We start from the raw sequence: 14707 nt of genomic DNA on the forward strand, positions 1-14707 counted from the left end.
ACAAGCTGATCAAAGTTCGATCATCGCAATTATTCTTCAATGGTTCATCGTCGATGATCGAGGCCGTCGGAGGAACCACCACTTGCTCGCCACTCCGTTGGCCAGTCTCTTCACTCGTCGGAAGGCTCGGACATCGTCCAGCCGGCTGCTGTTCCTGATTGCCCTGAGTGGCCTTGGGACGCTGGGGCTCGTGGTGCTCTCAGCATTGTGGGCCGGTGCGGAGAGCGACGCGGCCGCTCTGGAGCGGCAACGGCAGTTGATGAACGCCCGGCTGCGAGAGCAGGTCGAACAGGCCGCTCAAGCCGTCAGCCAGATCGGCATCGGCTACATGGCACTTGCGCAGGCGCATCTGGACGGCGGCACGACCTCGCGTCAGGCCGCAGCAGCGGACCCTGTGGGTGCCGTCGCAGCCACCGCCATGACGCGCATCGCGACATCCGTCTTTGGCTACGATCAGGCCTTCATCATCAACGGTGCGGGTCAGCTCGCGATGCAGGCGGATGCCGGAATGGCCAAGCGGTATCGCTGGATTCGTCCGCTCCTGCAGCCACTTCTCCAGAAGCTGCAGTACGAACAGCTCCGCGCGTCAACGGCTGATAAGTCGCGTCCCGCCGCGGCCGCAGCCACGTCCGGCCTCGGTGATCCCGCTCTCGGCTCGGTCGCCGAGCTGATGCGCCTGGAGGGACGGCCGACCATCGTCGGTCTTGTTGCCGTCGGCGCCTCGGAGCGCCAGGAGCCCGGGTCCGCCGAAGCCTCCGCGCCAGCCGATACGCGCTACCTCGTCGGCATCCATTTTCTGGATGGGGACGCGCTCGATGACCTCAGCCGCGAACAGGGTCTGAACGGCGCTCGCTACGCGCGCGCCGCCGATCCCGGCAAGGATGAGGTCGCCTTCCAGATCGACGCGACCGCAACGGGCGAGCCGATCGGTTTCATCATCTGGAGCCCGGATCTGCCGGGATCGCGGGTCGTCGGGCGGCTGATGCCGGCCTTGTCTCTCGCCGCTTTGGTGATCGCCGTCCTGTTTTCGGCGCTTCTCGTAAGGCTGCGGCGGAGCCTGATCGAACTGAAATCGAGTGAACATCAGGCGCGGCATCTGGCTTTCCATGACGTTCTGACCAAGCTGCCGAACCGCGCCCTCTTCGCCGAGCGGCTTGAGGCGAGCGTCGCGACGGCGGCTGGCGGCGCGCATCGCATGGCGGTCGCCTTGATCGACCTCGACCGATTCAAGGCGGTCAACGACACCTTCGGCCATGCGGCCGGTGACGAATTGATCCGCCTCGCGACGGGCCGGATGTCCACTCTGTTGCGCCCGAGCGATACGCTGGCGCGGCTGGGCGGCGACGAATTCGCGCTGCTGCTGCCTGGCTTGGACGAAGCCGGAGCCACGATCGCCACAGTGTGCAGCCAACTGGTCGACCTGCTCGGCCAACCCTTCACGCTGGGCGAGGGCGGTGCCATTGTGCATGTGGGTGTGTCGATCGGCGTTGCGATCGCCCCTGACGCCGGGCAGAGCGCCGACGAGGTCATGCGCTACGCCGACATCGCCCTTTATGAGGCCAAGGCGACCGGCCGAGGACGATGGATCCTGTTCACGCCGTCGATGGACAAGGGACGCAGCGCCCGGGAGATCCTGAAGAACGAACTTCGCACGGTCATCGCCGCCGCGGCTGATGAGGCCAACGGGGGGCCAGTCGCCGGCACCGCTGCCGACATCGGTTCGCTGGAAGTCCACTTCCAGACGATCCACCGCGCCACCGATGGCTACCGGGTGTCCGGCGCCGAAGCCCTGGTGCGTTGGCGTCATCACGAGCACGGGCTACTGTTTCCGAACAGCTTCATTCCGCTCGCCGAGGAAAGCGGCCTCATCGGCGAGCTCGGCCAGTGGGTCCTGCGGGAAGCCTGCCGGGTCGCCTGCTCATGGGAGCCGGACACCTTCGTTGCAGTCAATGTGTCAGCCTGTCAGCTGCGCAAGCCGGGCTTTGCCGATGATGTACTGGCAACGCTGCGGGAGATCGGCTTCGCGCCGTCGCGCCTCGAACTGGAACTGACCGAGTCGGCCCTGATCGACGACAATCAGGACACCGCAACCACCCTGGCGCGTCTGCGGGCCGAGGGGATCCAGATCTCGCTCGACGACTTCGGCACCGGCTTCTCGTCCCTCAGCCATCTGATCCGTATCGGCATAGACCGGATCAAGATCGATCGTTCCTTCGTGGCGCTTCTCGGCACCAAGGCCAACGGCGCCGCGATCGTCGCGGCCCTGATCAGCCTCGGCCGCAACCTCGGCATCGCGACGACGGCCGAGGGCGTCGAGACCGAGACCCAGCGCGACTTCCTCGTGGCGCTCGGCTGCAGCGAGTTGCAGGGCTACCTCTTCTCCAATCCGGCTCCCGCGCCGGAACTGGCGCGATTTGCCCCGTTGCGGCAGCACGGCGTCGCGAGCCGGCGCCGTGCTGCGGCAGGACCTCTGCATCGCCTGTAGCGGCCCCTGAGGGGTGGAGTGTCGGGCACACCTCTCATCCAGTTGCGGCATTCGAGACCGGCCGCATCGCAGGCTGGCCTCATCCGGCGTCGCGGGCCGCCTGGATGGTGGCGACGTCGATCTTGCCCATAGTCATCATCGCCGCGAAGGCGCGCTTGGCTTCCTCGCCGCCTGCCGCGAGAGCTTCGATCAATATGCGTGGCTGGATCTGCCAGGAGATGCCCCAGCGGTCCCGGCACCAGCCGCATTGGCTTTCCTGTCCGCCGTTCTCGACGATGGCGTTCCAGTAGCGGTCGGTCTCCTCCTGGTCCTCCGTGATGATCTGGAAGGAAAAGGCCTCGGTGTGACGAAAGGCCGGACCGCCGTTGAGGCCGACGCAGGCGATGCCTGCAACCGTGAAGTCGACGGTCAGCACGTCGCCGGCTTTGCCGGAAGGGTAATCGGCGGGCGCGTGGTGGACCGCCGTGATGCGGCTGTCGGGAAAGACCTCGGCATAGAAGCGCGCGGCGGCCTCGGCATCATGATCATACCAGATGCAGATCGTGCCTTTCGAAGTCATGCAGCCCTCCTCCTTCTCAAGAAGCGGACAGCATTCCCGCCCGCGGCCGTTGATGCAATGGGTGAGGGGCATTGAGTTCAGCGGCCACGTCCGTCGCCAGGATCGCGTACGGCTCCGGGCGAGCGGCCTCAACGAGAAGAGGCTTAGAGATTTGCCGCGTGGGGTGGTTCCGCGATGCATCGATCGCGCCATCTATGTTGAGCCGGCGCCCTGTCTGCGCCGACGGCAGGCAAAGCCCGGGAGCGCAAAGCGGGATCGTGCACAAGCAATCAGCTGTCGAGAACCCGCTGCGCTCCTAACAGTCAGGAGAGTTTCTATTTCCCCGCTGTCGCATGGGTCTGCCTCTTTCTCCTCGAGTCCTCGGTTGTTAATTCCATGAACAAGGGTGAGCAGCGGCGGGTCGTCGGGGGACCGACGCGGCGTTTGGAGACTAAGCGGCGAAAATGAGTTCGGACGACGCGCGATCAGGCAAAGTGTGGCCGGGTTTTCGACCCGATGGGGAGATGGCAGCATTGGTCCGCGCGCGGGACTGGTCGGCAACCCCGCTGGGCTCGATCGACGCCTGGCCGCAGCGCCTCAGGGCAGCCGTCGATCTCATGCTCAGCTCCCGCCAGCCGGTCTATATCGCCTGGGGTCCGGAACTCACCTCGCTGTACAACGACGGATACGTCCCGATTGTCGGCGCCAAGCATCCCAAAGGCTTGGGCGAGCCGTTCTATGAACTCTGGTCAGAGATCAGCGACGAGTACCGCCCGCTTGTCGAGGCGGTGATGGCCGGCGAGGCCCAGCACTTCGTCGACCGACCCGCAGCGTTGGCCGGGCGTGAAGGCGTGGAGATCGGCTATTTCACCTTCTCCTGGACACCGCTGCGCGACGAGGCGGGCGTGATCCGCGGCTTCATCTGCAACGGCCTGGAGACGACCGAGAGGGTCAAGGCCGGTCGCGCTTTCCGTCGGATGTTCGACGCGTCGCCGACGCCCTTCCTGGTCCTTGCGCCGGACGCGCCGCGGTTCACCATCGTTGAAGTGAACGATGCCTACCTGGACGCGGTAATGCGGACGCGGGAAGAACTCCTCGGATGCGGCGTGTTCGAGGCGATGCCGGACAATCCCGCCGACCCAGGTGCCACAGGCGTCACCAACCTCCGGGCCTCGCTTGAGCGCGCGATCGCGACCAGACGGGCGGACGCAATGCCCCGTCAGAGGTACGACATCGCGCATCCACGCGGTGGCTTCGAGGAACGCTGGTGGGACCCCGTCAACTCGCCACTGCTCGGCGAGCATGGCGAGGTCGAGGCGCTCATCCACCACGTTGTCGACGTGACAGAACAGCACTGGACCCAGGAGCGCTTGCGCGACAGCGAGGCAAAGCTGCGCGCCGTCATCGAAGAGGCGCCACTTGCAATGGTGCTGACCGGTGCGTCTGGCGAGATCCTGTTCCGTAACCCGCGGTTCGACAAGTTGTGGGGGCGTCCGCCGCACACCACCACGGCGCGGACCTACAGTGAAGTATACGAGGGCTACCACCTTGATGGCCGACCGATCGCATCGGAAGAATGGCCGGGCGCTCGCGCGCTCTTGCAGGGCCAGGTCGTCGAGAATGACGTCTACGAGATCGTCCAGGCGGACGGGCACCGGATAACGTGCTGGTTTGGTGCTGCGCCGGTCCGCGACGCGTCCGGTGAGATCGCGGGCGCGGTCGTGGTGTTCCGCGACGTGACTGAAGAACGGCGAACCGAGGCAAGGCTACGTGAGCTCAACGAAACGCTCGAGAGCCAAGTCGCCGACCGCACTGCCGAGCTCCGACGCTACCACGACATCGTCGAGGCGACCGCCGCACCGATCTGCGCCTTCGACGCCGAGTACCGACTCATCGCCTTCAACAAGGCTCACAACGACGAATTTCGGCGGGTGAATGGCTTCGACACGAAGATCGGCGATGTCTTTCCGGACCTCTTCATCCCCGGGCAGGCGAGCGCTATGCGCGCTCTGATGGCCCGCGCCTTGTCAGGGGAAAGCTTCACGGTCGTGGAGGAGTTCGGCAGGCCCGAGCTTGCAACCCCTTGCTGGGAGATCACCTACACGCCGCTCAGGGATGAAGACGGCCGCGTTGTTGGGGCATTCCACCATGCCGTCGACATCTCGGACCGGCTGCGCGCTGAGGCCGAGCTCGCCTCCGCCCAGGAGGCGCTGCGACAAAGCCAGAAGCTCGAGAGCATGGGCCAACTGACTGGCGGCGTTGCCCATGACTTCAATAATCTCCTCACTCCGATCATCGGTGCCCTCGACATGCTGCAGCGGCGTGGGATCGGTGGCGAGCGCGAGCAGCGATTCATCGCGGGTGCAGCGCAGTCGGCCGAGCGCGCGAAGACGCTCGTTCAGCGGCTTCTCGCATTTGCGCGTCGCCAGCCGCTACAGCCAGTCCCCGTCGATCTCGACAAGCTCGTGGCGGGAATGGCGGAACTCGTCGCGAGCACGTTGGGTCCGCGTGTGAGGGTCGAGCTCGACGTCGCACCGGACGTGCCGGTTGTGACGGCCGACCCGAACCAGATCGAGATGGCGATCCTGAACCTTGCGGTGAACGCGCGGGATGCGATGCCGGACGGTGGCACGCTTACCATTGCGGCGAGAAGCGAGACCGTCGCTTTAAGCCACCGCTCAGGTCTTGCGCCCGGCCGCTACGTACGCCTGTCGGTGTCGGACACCGGTGTCGGCATGGACGCAGAGACTGCACGGCGCGCGATCGAGCCGTTCTTCTCCACCAAAGGGGTCGGCAAGGGCACGGGACTCGGCTTGAGCATGGTGCACGGCCTTGCCGCGCAGCTCGGGGGCGCGATGACCATCCAGACCCGGCGCGGCATCGGCACGACCGTCGAGCTGTGGCTCCCAATTGCAAGTTCAAGCGCTTCCACATCCGAGATTGCGCAGCGCATGACGGAGGTCTCAGCGTCGGGGGTCGCGCTCCTGGTGGACGATGAGGAACTCGTGCGCGCCTCAATCGCCGACATGCTCTCCGACCTTGGCTACACGGTCATAGAGGCGGCCTCGGCCGAGGAGGCGTTGCGTCTGATGAATGACGGGCTGGCGCCGGATATCGTCGTCACGGATCACCTGATGCCCGGGATGACGGGCACCGACCTTGCCTATGCGTTGAAGGAGCGGTCACCCGCTCCGAAGGTGCTCATCATCTCAGGCTACGCCGAGGACGACGGCATAATCTCTGACCTGCCGCGGCTCACCAAGCCGTTCCGGCAGGCCGATCTCGCTTCAAGCTTCGTCGGGCTTGTGCGGAGCGGAAGCTGACGAATCCTGGCTGATGCGAACGCACACCGCAGCGTCATAGGAGAGGCGGGCAACCGTCCGCGCCAGGTCCAGGCAATACGAGAGCCAGCCTTCGACTTGCGGCCCGGCGCGATCGCGAACTTCCCCACCCGTGCCTTTCTCTCCAGAGCCGTCCCGGCTCCAGGAGAAGACCAATGGACATTTTCAGTCCAGATCTTGGTGTCGATATCGAGGGAACCGACGCTTGCTGAGCGCGCGCAAGTGTAAGATCGGGCGCACCCGGGATTGAGTCCGGAACGGCCGCTTCGGAGAGGACGTCGCGGCCGTTCCAGTCGATCGAACGAGTGAATGCCTGCCCGCCCGTTGCAGAACGGGAGGGGCAGAAGCTGAGGTTGCAGGCTCCGGCTACGCCCCTGGTTTGCTGACACTCTGCCAGTGACGGTGAAGGGCCGGGATATCGCCGCTCGTCAGGGTGGGCATGGCATGTTTGAGATCCTCATCGCTCCAGTCCCACCAGCGAAGTTCGAGGAGCTTCGCAATGTCTGCCTCGCTGAACCGCTTCCGGATGGTCTTCGCAGGGTTGCCGCCGACAATGGCATAGGGCTCTACGTCCCTTGTCACCAAAGCTCTGGAGCCGACCACCGCTCCATCCCCGATGGTGATGCCCGGCATGACGATGGCCTCCGTCCCGATCCAGACATCGTTGCCGATCACCGTGTCGCCGGCCGGCAGATAGCCGTTCTGCGCGCCCGTGAAGGCGTCGACCTCCGACATCCAGTAGAAGGGGAAGGTGCTGATCCAGTCGCTCCGGTGTCCCTGGTTGCCGGCCATGATGAAGGCCGCGCCGGAGTCGATCGAACAGAACGAGCCGATGACGAGCTTGTCGCTGCCGTCGTCCGGCAGGAGAAAGCGAGCGCAGTCATCGAAGCCGTGGCCGTGATAGTAGCCGGAATAGTAGCTGTAGCGTCCGACCCGAATGTTGGGGTTGGTGACGAGGCGATCGAGCGTGATGCCCTTGAAGGGGCTCTCGAAGACGTTTTGCATGATGAGTACCGATGGTTTGCAAGCCGCGCATGCGGCGACGGTTCGCCCGAACTGTTGCGGGTGAACGCCAGCCGACGATCTTGACGATCGCCTGCTTCAGCTTCTCGCGTCAGGAACGCGGAAGCGCGATGCGGGTGGTACTCGGAGAGGCTTTCATCGGGGATGATCATGGCTCATTCCATGCGCGATGCCAAGGCCGGCATGGCTCGTTGCAGCCGTCGCGGCGCTGTGCTGAAGGGGCGCAAACGCGCGTTGGCAGTCCCGGGAGGGCGGCGCGCCGGGATGTCGGCTCGCCGAAGGTTGACGCGCTTTACTCCGGAGCGGATTCCGCACGTCAGGCAGGAGAACAAAAATGATCCTCGGCGGCAGATTGGAAGGCGAGCGCATCGCGGTCAGGCCCTTCGAGGGCGATGACGCCGACGCTCTCGTGGCGCTTCTCGGCGACCCCGCGGTCCATCGCTTCGTCGGAGAAGGCACGCCTTTGTCTCCCGAAGACGCGTCGCTCTGGGTCTCACGGTCACGGCAGAACCTCGCGCGCTTCGGCTATGGTACGGGCGCCGTCGAACTTCGCGACGGAGGAGGACTCATCGGATGGGCGGGCTTCGCGCGGCCCGGCGATGGGAGCGAAGAACTGATCTATGGGTTCGCGCGCCAGCACTGGCGTCAGGGCTATGGGCGCGAACTGCTCGCTCTCCTCATCGGCTTTGCCTCCGCGCGCAGGATCGATCCCCTGCGGGCAACGGTCCATCCTGATAACGTGGCATCGATCGGCCTGCTCAAGCAGACTGGCTTCCACCTCTCTGCCAAGAACCAAGGGGGCGCGGAAGACTCTCACCTCTATGTCAGGACTGCATCTCCCACCCCCGGACCGCCCATAAGTCGCGAGGAATGAAGGAAATCCATAAATCTGGAGAGGCGGTGCCGATCCGCACGGCCACCGGTAAAGCGGCGTCTCCTTGACGCTCGCCACCCGCATGGCCGACGCTACGCGTCGCCCGTGGCCTGGCGGACGTCAGGCGGGGCGTTGCCTCCTGACGGTCAACGGTCGAGTGTGATTTCGCCGAAGAGACGGTAGTTGATGGCCCTTGGTGCTTTGGCTTCTTCAGGCGCTGCCGGCACGAAGGACGAAAGGCCGCCGGCGAGGTCGGCAGGCAGCAGCATGACGCGCACGAAGACGTTCTCGCCGCCGCTGATGTTCTCGCCGATGACCCACTCCGACCCGCTCTCGAACCAGGCTCGTCCGGCGTCGAACCGCTCGACTCTCTCGCCGATCGCGGCGCGGATGGCGCCTCGCAGAAGACGTCGGATCCCAGCCCCACGGTGACCGTGACGTGGTGTTCGAGACCCGGGATCGGACGCAACCCGGTCCGCCCGCAGAATGGCGGGGCCTTCGAAGGCCGGGTCGAGCGGGTGGGACAGGACGATGTCAGTACCGTCGGCGAGGGACGGAGCCTGATTGACAGGCGCGAGCTCGAACACCCACGCCTTGCTTCTCGTGACGGCGAACTGGCCGCTGACGAAGCGCCCCTCGTCCGGCGCGATCGCGGAGTCTCCGTCGGCATCGCGGATCGCGACGAGCCCATCCGGCGCGTAGACGAAGTAGGTGGCATTGTCTCCGCGAAACTCTGCGGAACGAGCGGCACTGGTGTCGTAGACGGTGAGGCGGAGCGCAGAAGGGTTCATCGGCCGAGGCTCGCCTGAACAAGCGCCCTGCCGATCGGCGCGTCGGGCTGCAGGAAATCGTCGAGAATGTCGAAATGGCCATAGGCGGGCAGCACGTGCACCTCTGGCCGCAACCCCTCGCGGTGGAGGTGATGCGCATAGCGGTAGGTCTGGTCAATCCAATGCCACGGCTCCAGCCCGCCGACGAAGAGCGACACGGGACAGCGGGCGTGCACAGGTCGGGTCTCGACGTTCCGCCGCGCGATCAGGTCGTCATCGAGCCGCAACTCGGCGTTAACGCTGGTCAGCCGAGCGGGTGCGGGGTCGAAGATACCGCTGACGGGCACGGCGCCCACGATGAAGGCGGGGTCGATCCCGATGGCCGGCCAATCGGCCGCCAAAGCTTCGGCGACCAGATGCGCTCCCGCCGAGTGACCGGATAGGCTGATCCGCATCGGGTCGCCGCCATGATCGGCGACGTTCCGGTGCAGCCATTCGACGCCGGCGAGCGCGGAGTCCGCAACACCGTCGAGGCTCGAGCCGGGGCAGAGCTCGTAGTTCATGATCGCGACCGTCACGCCGCGTTCCACCAGCATCGGTGCGATGCAGGCGAAGTTCGCCTTGTCCTGTGCTCGCCAGTATCCGCCGTGGAAGAAGGCGTGGACCGGGTGCGGGCCAGCGCCCGCGGCGCGGTAGAGATCGAGGCGATGCAGCGGATGTTCGCCGAACGCGATGTCCGCGACGCGGTCGAGCTCCGCCAGGGCTCGCGTGTTGACCGGTTCGCGATTGAGACGCGAACTCGCGAAGTCAGGAAACGCCTTCTGCGGATTGTACTGAAACTCGTGCTCGTCGTGGCTCAAATTGGTCCATATCGCATCGCGTCCCGTCATCATGCACTGGCCTCCGCCATCCCCGCTGAATCGGGACTATATTCGCGCCGACTGGCAAATTGAAACTAGCCTCTTGCTCCGGACGCAAGAAATGGTTCACATATAGTCCATAATTGATCCGGTTTTGGATCAGGGCGTCTCGGGTGCTGCCCGGGCTATTCCAAGGGACTCGTCGCCATGCGGATCAGCGCGGTCGACTTCGTGGCGCTCAGCGTCCCGCTTGGCAGCGGCAAGGCCTACGGCATGTCGAAGTCGCTTTCGACGGGCCGGCAGTCCACGCTCGTGCGCGTGACCCTGGACAACGGCGTCGTCGGCTACGGCGAGGCCTGGGGCATTCCGGCCGTCAACAAGGCGTTCGCACCGCTCCTGTCCGGCTATCTCGTCGGAGCGGACGTCTTTGCAGTCGAGCACGTCTTCGAGCGCATCCTCGCGCGGCACTATCACTTCGGCCTGCAGGGCGGGCTGATGTGGGCAATCAGCGGTCTCGACATCGCGGCGAAGGACGCGATGGGGAAGGTCGCGGGTGTTTCGGTCGCCGACCTGATCGGCGGGCGTCGGACCTCGCAGGTTCCGACCTACATGTCGGGCGGCTACATGACCGAGACGCCTGAGGCGGATTATCGTCCGCAGATCGAGGCAATGGCGGAAGCGGGCTATCGCACGGTCAAGATCAAGGTCGGCCTGAACCCTGCGAGTGACGAGGCGCGCGTGTCGCTGGCGAGGGAGCTGCTCGGGGCGGACGCCGAAATCCTCGTCGACATCAACGCCAACTATACGCTGGATCTCGCGCTGGAGACGTTGCGGCGCTTGGAGCCTTACCGCATCGGCTGGTTGGAGGAGCCGCTCGCTCCGCAGGACGTAGAAGGCTACGCCGCCTTACGGAAGCGGGCCTCTGTCCCGATCGCGGCCGGCGAGGCGCTCTACACCGTCTTCGATTTCAAGCGCCTCGTCGACGCAGGCGGGGTCGACATCCTGCAACCCGATCTCTCGCTGTGCGGCGGATTCTGGCAGGGGCGCAAGATCGCGGCTTTTGCCCACGCTGCGCATCTGCGCGTCTCACCCCATGTCTGGGGTGGCGCTGTCGGGCTTGCCGCGGGGCTGCAGTTCATCGCGTCGCTGGGCGTCCAGCCGCATGCCGACAATATCCCAAAGCCGGTGCTCCTTGAATACGACCTCGGCGCAAACCCGCTGCGCACGGAGCTTCTGAAGACACCGATCGAAGTGAAGGACGGCTTTGCCACCGTTCCGGACGGGCCGGGCCTCGGTATCGAGATCAACGAAGAAGCGGTGGCACGCTATGCCATCTGACACGCAGGCACTCGGACATACGCACGGATCGCCGCCTGTTCTTGCGGTTCGCGATCTGAGAACGCACTTCCACACGGAAGCCGGGATCATCAGGGCCGTCAACGGCGTCGATCTGACTGTCCGTGAAGGCGAGACGCTTGCCGTCGTCGGCGAGTCCGGCTCGGGCAAGTCGGTGACGGGGCTCACCGTCATGCGTCTTCTCGGCCGCACCAGCGCCCGGGTCGAGGGTGGCACGATCCGCTTCTCGCGCAAGAGCGGCGAGGAGCTCGACCTTCTCGCGCTCCCCGAGCGGGAGATGCAGAAGGTGCGCGGCCGCGACGTCGCGATGATCTTCCAGGATCCGATGTCGAGCCTCAATCCGGTCTTCACGGTGGGCGACCAGATCGCCGAACCGATCCGCATACACGAAGGTCTCGGCCGGCGAGAGGCGCGGGAACGCGCATTGGACCTGCTGCGCCAGGTCGGCATCTCTGATCCGGACGGACGCATCGATGCCTATCCGCATCAGCTATCGGGCGGTATGCGACAGCGCGTGATGATCGCCGTCGCACTCGCCTGTGACCCGCGCCTCTTGATCGCCGACGAGCCGACGACGGCGCTCGACGTCACCATCCAATCCCAGATCGTCACCCTCCTGAAGCGCCTGCAGACCGAGCGGCGCATGGCGATGATCTTTGTCACCCATGATCTGAAGCTCGTCGGCGAGATCGCGGACCGGGTCGCGGTGATGTATGCCAGCCAGGTCGTGGAAGAAGGACCGGTCGCAGAGGTCCTGGCATCGCCGAAGCACCCGTACACGCGTGCGCTTCTCGACTGCATTCCGAGCAGGCGGGATGCGGCAGGGAACCGCCGGCAGCTCCGTCCGATCCCCGGGGTCCTGCCGAACCCGCTGTCGCCGCCTGAGGGTTGCCACTTCCATCCCCGCTGTGTTCATGCGCAACCAAGATGCGCCGGGACCGAGCCCGTGCTGGAGCGGGTGAGCGACGAACGCCAGACGCGGTGCCTGCCGTGGCGGGAGATCGCGGCATGAGCGCCGTGTCCGAGCGCGCCTCCGAGGCCGCTGCAACGGCGAGCGACCCCTTGATCGTCGTGCGCGGACTGACGAAGCATTTCGAGACCGGCGGCAGCCTTTTCTCGAAGGCGCGGCGGCCCATTCGCGCTGTCGAGGCGGTCGATCTGGAGCTTGCGCCGGGAGAGGTACTCGGCCTCGTCGGCGAATCCGGTTCCGGCAAATCGACGCTCGGGCGCCTCGTGCTGCGCCTCATCGAGCCGACGGCGGGACGTGTCGACTTTCGCGGACGCGAACTCGGTGAGTTGGGTGCGGCCGAACTGCGCCGCTTTCGCCGGCACATGCAGATGATCTTCCAGGACCCGTTCGCGAGCCTCAATTCGCGGATGACCGTCGGCGCCGCTCTTCTTGAGCCGCTCGCTCTCCATCGCGGTCTGAAGGGCGGCAAGGCGCGGGAAGCGGCCGTCGACCTCCTGGAGCAGGTCGGGCTCTCGGGCGATCACATGGCTCGGTATCCCCGCATGTTCTCGGGCGGGCAGCGCCAGCGGATCGCAATCGCACGCGCTCTTGCGGCCGGCCCTGACTTCATCGTTGCCGACGAGCCGGTGTCCGCACTCGACGTGTCGATCCAGACCGAGATCATCAATCTCCTTCAGGATCTTCAAGCTCGGCTCGGGCTGACCCTGATGTTCATCAGCCACGACCTCTCGGTGGTCGAGGTGATCTCCGACCGGGTGATGGTGCTCTATCTCGGCCGCGTCATGGAGGTTGCTCCGACTGAGGCGCTCTACGCCGCGCCGGCCCACCCGTACACGGCGGCGTTGCTCAACGCGGCGCCCGGCATGGGGTCTAACCGGCGCCACATCCTCAAGGGTGAAATTCCAAGTCCGGCCAACCCGCCCTCCGGCTGCGTCTTCCGCACCCGTTGCCCCTTCGCGATCGACGATTGCGCAAGAATTGTCCCCGAACTGCGCGTCGTCGGCGCCGGCCATTCGAAAGCTTGTATCCGTGACGACCTCGCGCTCTGAGTTCTTCGATCCGGCACGCCCGGTTCTCGTCATTGGCGGGCGCGGCTTCGTCGGCGCTGAGATCGCACGCGTCCTCCTCGACGCCGGCCTCTCCGTCCACCTCTTCGGTCCGCCGATGGAGGGCGATCGTCTCGCAGGTCTTGAGGGCCGCTTCACAGAGACGATCGGTTCGGTTGAGGACCTCGCCGCGATCGAGGCCGCACTCGAGGCATCGGGTGCAGGCGCCGTTGTGACCACTGCGGCCTTCTCTGCGGGCAACACGGGGTTGATGCGCGGTGGCGACGCAGATGCCGGCCGGGCGATGGCGATCAATGTCGAAGGCATGCGGTTGACGTTCGAGGCGGCGCGTCGCCACGGTATCGCGCGCGTCGTCTGGGCAGGCTCGACCGTCGTCTACGGCAGCGCCGATCTCTACGGCAGCAAGCCGGTGAGCGAGACCGACCAGCGCCGTCCGACGACCTTCTACGGTCTGACGAAGGTGCTCGGTGAGGACATCGCGCAATACTACCGCGACCGCTACGGCATGGACGTCGTCGGCCTGCGGATGTCGCTGCTGCTCGGCCCCGGCCTCTGGTACCAGGGCGCCGCAAGCGCGATCGCCGGCGTGATCCGCAACGCCGCCGCCGGCCGCACCCACAAGGTGGCTTTCGGCAACCAGCGGATCGACCTGATGCATGTCGCTGACGTTGCACGCGCGACTCTTCTCGCCCTGCAGCACCCCCGACGGCTCGATGCGACCTACAACATCAACGGGTTTACCGCGTCCATGGACGATATCATCGAGCGCGTGACAGCCGCCGTTCCCGGCTATGTCGTGGAACGCGAACATATCGCTTCGGAGCTCACCTTTCCGCTGATCAGCGATGCCAGGTTTCGGCCGAGACCGGCTTTGCGCCGTCATTCGGCCTCGACGCGGTGATCGCGGAGCTTTCCGGAACGGGAGACCGGCCATGATCGAGCAACGCCTCACAAAGCTCGGCATCGTGCTGCCGCAGGCCGCCGACCCGTCCTTCAACTATGTCCCGGTCAGCCTTCACAACGGCGTCGCCTATGTCAGCGGGCAGATGCCCAAGGTCGACGGCGAGGTCCGCATCTTCGGCAAGGTCGGTGCCGAAGTTGATCTCGAGACCGCCCGCGGAGAAGCCCGGATCTGCATTCTGCAAGGCCTCGCCTGCCTGAAGGCCGAACTCGGCGATCTCGATCGCGTCACGCGCATTCTCAAGATCAACGGCTACGTCGCCTCGGCTCCCGGCTTCAACGGCCAGCCCAAGGTGCTCGATGCGGCGTCCGATCTCCTGGGGGAGATTTTCGGCGAGAAAGGTCGGCATGCGAGGGCTGCGGTCGGCGTTGCCGAGCTGCCGCGCAACGCCGCGGTCGAGATCGAGATGACGGTCGCGTTCGCCTGACGCGGGCCGAATGAGGGGCGCTCGCGGGCGCATCC

12 protein-coding genes are annotated in these 14707 nt (G+C 65.6%); 8 read left to right on the plus strand and 4 right to left on the minus strand.

Annotation, left to right across the window (positions count from 1 at the left end):
- Nucleotides 1-82 precede the first annotated feature (82 nt).
- Nucleotides 83-2485 carry an EAL domain-containing protein gene (locus tag C0R46_RS03110; RefSeq protein ID WP_102958099.1) on the plus strand — a complete coding sequence of 801 codons (2403 nt, stop codon included), beginning with the start codon at nucleotides 83-85 and terminating at the stop codon, nucleotides 2483-2485.
- Nucleotides 2486-2564: 79 nt separating this feature from the next.
- On the opposite strand, the gene C0R46_RS03115 is transcribed toward C0R46_RS03110, so the two are convergent.
- Nucleotides 2565-3044: a VOC family protein gene (locus C0R46_RS03115; RefSeq protein ID WP_102958100.1), complete on the minus strand. Its 480-nt coding sequence runs from the start codon at nucleotides 3042-3044 to the stop codon at nucleotides 2565-2567.
- A gap of 503 nt (nucleotides 3045-3547) precedes the next feature.
- Here C0R46_RS03115 and C0R46_RS03125 point away from each other — a divergent pair.
- Nucleotides 3548-6346: a PAS domain-containing protein gene (locus tag C0R46_RS03125; protein WP_198598223.1), complete on the plus strand. Its 2799-nt coding sequence runs from the start codon at nucleotides 3548-3550 to the stop codon at nucleotides 6344-6346.
- A gap of 384 nt (nucleotides 6347-6730) precedes the next feature.
- On the opposite strand, the gene catB is transcribed toward C0R46_RS03125, so the two are convergent.
- Nucleotides 6731-7369, minus strand: coding sequence for a type B chloramphenicol O-acetyltransferase (gene catB / locus C0R46_RS03130; protein ID WP_102958103.1), 639 nt, complete (start codon nucleotides 7367-7369; stop codon nucleotides 6731-6733).
- Between the two features lie 352 nt (nucleotides 7370-7721).
- On the opposite strand from catB, the gene C0R46_RS03135 reads away from it, so the two are divergent.
- Entirely contained in the window at nucleotides 7722-8261 is a 540-nt protein-coding gene (locus tag C0R46_RS03135; RefSeq protein WP_102958104.1) for a GNAT family N-acetyltransferase, read from the plus strand.
- A 146-nt stretch (nucleotides 8262-8407) separates the two neighbouring features.
- Here C0R46_RS03135 and C0R46_RS03140 read toward each other — a convergent pair whose 3' ends face one another.
- Nucleotides 8408-9052 carry a cupin domain-containing protein gene (locus C0R46_RS03140; RefSeq protein WP_102958105.1) on the minus strand — a complete coding sequence of 215 codons (645 nt, stop codon included), beginning with the start codon at nucleotides 9050-9052 and terminating at the stop codon, nucleotides 8408-8410.
- The gene (locus C0R46_RS03145; protein WP_102958106.1) at nucleotides 9049-9924 is read right to left on the minus strand and encodes an alpha/beta hydrolase; all 876 of its coding nucleotides are present in this window, start codon (nucleotides 9922-9924) and stop codon (nucleotides 9049-9051) included. The genes C0R46_RS03140 and C0R46_RS03145 overlap by 4 nt, the downstream gene beginning before the upstream one ends.
- A gap of 174 nt (nucleotides 9925-10098) precedes the next feature.
- Between C0R46_RS03145 and C0R46_RS03150 the strand changes: the two genes are divergently transcribed.
- The 5 genes from C0R46_RS03150 to C0R46_RS03170 are packed head-to-tail and all read left to right on the plus strand — an operon-like array spanning nucleotide 10099 to nucleotide 14672.
- A complete protein-coding gene (locus tag C0R46_RS03150) occupies nucleotides 10099-11229 on the plus strand; it encodes a mandelate racemase/muconate lactonizing enzyme family protein (RefSeq protein WP_102958107.1) in 1131 nt (376 codons plus the stop codon).
- On the plus strand, nucleotides 11219-12259 hold the full coding sequence (locus C0R46_RS03155; RefSeq protein ID WP_102958108.1) for an ABC transporter ATP-binding protein: 1041 nt from the start codon (nucleotides 11219-11221) through the stop codon (nucleotides 12257-12259). The genes C0R46_RS03150 and C0R46_RS03155 overlap by 11 nt, the downstream gene beginning before the upstream one ends.
- Nucleotides 12256-13266: an ABC transporter ATP-binding protein gene (locus C0R46_RS03160; protein ID WP_102958109.1), complete on the plus strand. Its 1011-nt coding sequence runs from the start codon at nucleotides 12256-12258 to the stop codon at nucleotides 13264-13266. Before C0R46_RS03155 ends, C0R46_RS03160 begins: the two co-directional genes overlap by 4 nt.
- Nucleotides 13247-14185: an NAD-dependent epimerase/dehydratase family protein gene (locus tag C0R46_RS03165; RefSeq protein WP_157944534.1), complete on the plus strand. Its 939-nt coding sequence runs from the start codon at nucleotides 13247-13249 to the stop codon at nucleotides 14183-14185. Before C0R46_RS03160 ends, C0R46_RS03165 begins: the two co-directional genes overlap by 20 nt.
- A gap of 31 nt (nucleotides 14186-14216) precedes the next feature.
- A complete protein-coding gene (locus C0R46_RS03170) occupies nucleotides 14217-14672 on the plus strand; it encodes a RidA family protein (protein ID WP_102958111.1) in 456 nt (151 codons plus the stop codon).
- Nucleotides 14673-14707 lie beyond the last annotated feature (35 nt).

Source organism: Mangrovicella endophytica (assembly GCF_002893625.1).
Lineage (GTDB): Bacteria > Pseudomonadota > Alphaproteobacteria > Rhizobiales > Rhizobiaceae > Mangrovicella > Mangrovicella endophytica.

Excerpts from the sequence above, each read along its gene's own strand:
- C0R46_RS03115 (WP_102958100.1), bottom strand. The coding sequence starts at position 3,044 with ATGACTTCGAAAGGCACGATCTGCATCTGGTATGATCATGATGCCGAG.
- C0R46_RS03125 (WP_198598223.1), top strand. The coding sequence starts at position 3,548 with ATGGCAGCATTGGTCCGCGCGCGGGACTGGTCGGCAACCCCGCTGGGC.
- catB (WP_102958103.1), bottom strand. The coding sequence starts at position 7,369 with ATGCAAAACGTCTTCGAGAGCCCCTTCAAGGGCATCACGCTCGATCGC.
- C0R46_RS03135 (WP_102958104.1), top strand. The coding sequence starts at position 7,722 with ATGATCCTCGGCGGCAGATTGGAAGGCGAGCGCATCGCGGTCAGGCCC.
- C0R46_RS03140 (WP_102958105.1), bottom strand. The coding sequence starts at position 9,052 with ATGAACCCTTCTGCGCTCCGCCTCACCGTCTACGACACCAGTGCCGCT.
- C0R46_RS03145 (WP_102958106.1), bottom strand. The coding sequence starts at position 9,924 with ATGATGACGGGACGCGATGCGATATGGACCAATTTGAGCCACGACGAG.
- C0R46_RS03150 (WP_102958107.1), top strand. The coding sequence starts at position 10,099 with ATGCGGATCAGCGCGGTCGACTTCGTGGCGCTCAGCGTCCCGCTTGGC.
- C0R46_RS03155 (WP_102958108.1), top strand. The coding sequence starts at position 11,219 with ATGCCATCTGACACGCAGGCACTCGGACATACGCACGGATCGCCGCCT.
- C0R46_RS03160 (WP_102958109.1), top strand. The coding sequence starts at position 12,256 with ATGAGCGCCGTGTCCGAGCGCGCCTCCGAGGCCGCTGCAACGGCGAGC.
- C0R46_RS03170 (WP_102958111.1), top strand. The coding sequence starts at position 14,217 with ATGATCGAGCAACGCCTCACAAAGCTCGGCATCGTGCTGCCGCAGGCC.